The 995-nt window shown below is 58.6% G+C and carries 1 protein-coding gene; it reads right to left on the reverse strand.

Annotated features, from left to right (window positions below; genetic code table 11):
- Positions 1-995: hypothetical protein (locus D7D26_RS12395; RefSeq protein ID WP_158606360.1), on the reverse strand; the 995-nt coding region annotated here is incomplete at both ends.

The following is a 995-nucleotide window of genomic DNA, read 5'->3' on the forward strand; positions in this document are numbered from 1 at the left end:
TCGACTTCCACGTAGTTTTTGCCGGCGAATTCGAGGGTGTTACCGGCCTGGATCGCTCCGGTGTTCGCCCCCGCTTTTACGTTGAAGCCGGCCGACAGGGTGGTGATGGCGTTGTTGTTGCTGATGTCGATATGCTGGCCGAGATTCGGGTCGGCTTTGACGGTGACGGTGGCTCCGTCGGAGGCGTTGGCGACTTCGACGAGGATCTTGTTTGTCTCGCCCTTGAACTGAATGTTCTTTTTGGACGCGCCGCCGAGGGTGATGTCCTGTTTCGTTCCGGCTTCGTTGCTGACGGTGAAGCCGGCTTTCAGGGCGTTAATGTCGGTGGTGTGTCCGATGATGGTGAGGTTGTTGGCGATCTGGTTGTTGATGGCGGTGTTCAGGTTCGTGGTGTTAACCTTGTACTTCACGCCGCTCGTGCCGACTTCGGATTCGATGATGTTGCCGTCGCCGGCGAATTTCACGGTCTGTGTGCCGGTCTTGTCCACGGTCACTTCCTGCGGACCGGTGCTGTCGCCGGCGATCTTGAACTTTGCCTGCACGTTGGTGATGACGGTGGAGCTGTTGTTGATGGTGCTGCTCAGCGTCGAACCGTCCAGGCCGATGGTGAGGCCGCCCGTGTCGACTTTGGTAGTGACGCCGTTTTCGCCTTTGACGACGAGCGGGGTGGTGCTGTTGATTTCTTTCTCGCCCGCCGGCGTCTCTCCGTCTTTGATGGTCCATTTGGACGCGTTGTTGATGGTGGTGCTGAGGTTGTCAATCTTGTTCTTGGTGGCGTCGTCGAGGCCGATGGTCATCTTCTTGGCCGTGCTGTCGTACTCGGCTTCCACGTAGTTCTTGCCGGCGAATTCAAGGGTGTTGCCGGCCTGGATCGCTCCGGTGTTCGCCCCCGCTTTCACGTTGAACCCGGCCGACAGGTTGGTGATCGACGTGTTGTTGCTGATGTCGATGTTCTGGCCGAGGTTCGGGTCGGCTTTGACGGTGACGACGGGAAC

The sequence above is a fragment of the Pyramidobacter sp. CG50-2 genome (assembly GCF_003612005.1).
Taxonomy (GTDB): Bacteria; Synergistota; Synergistia; order Synergistales; family Dethiosulfovibrionaceae; genus Pyramidobacter.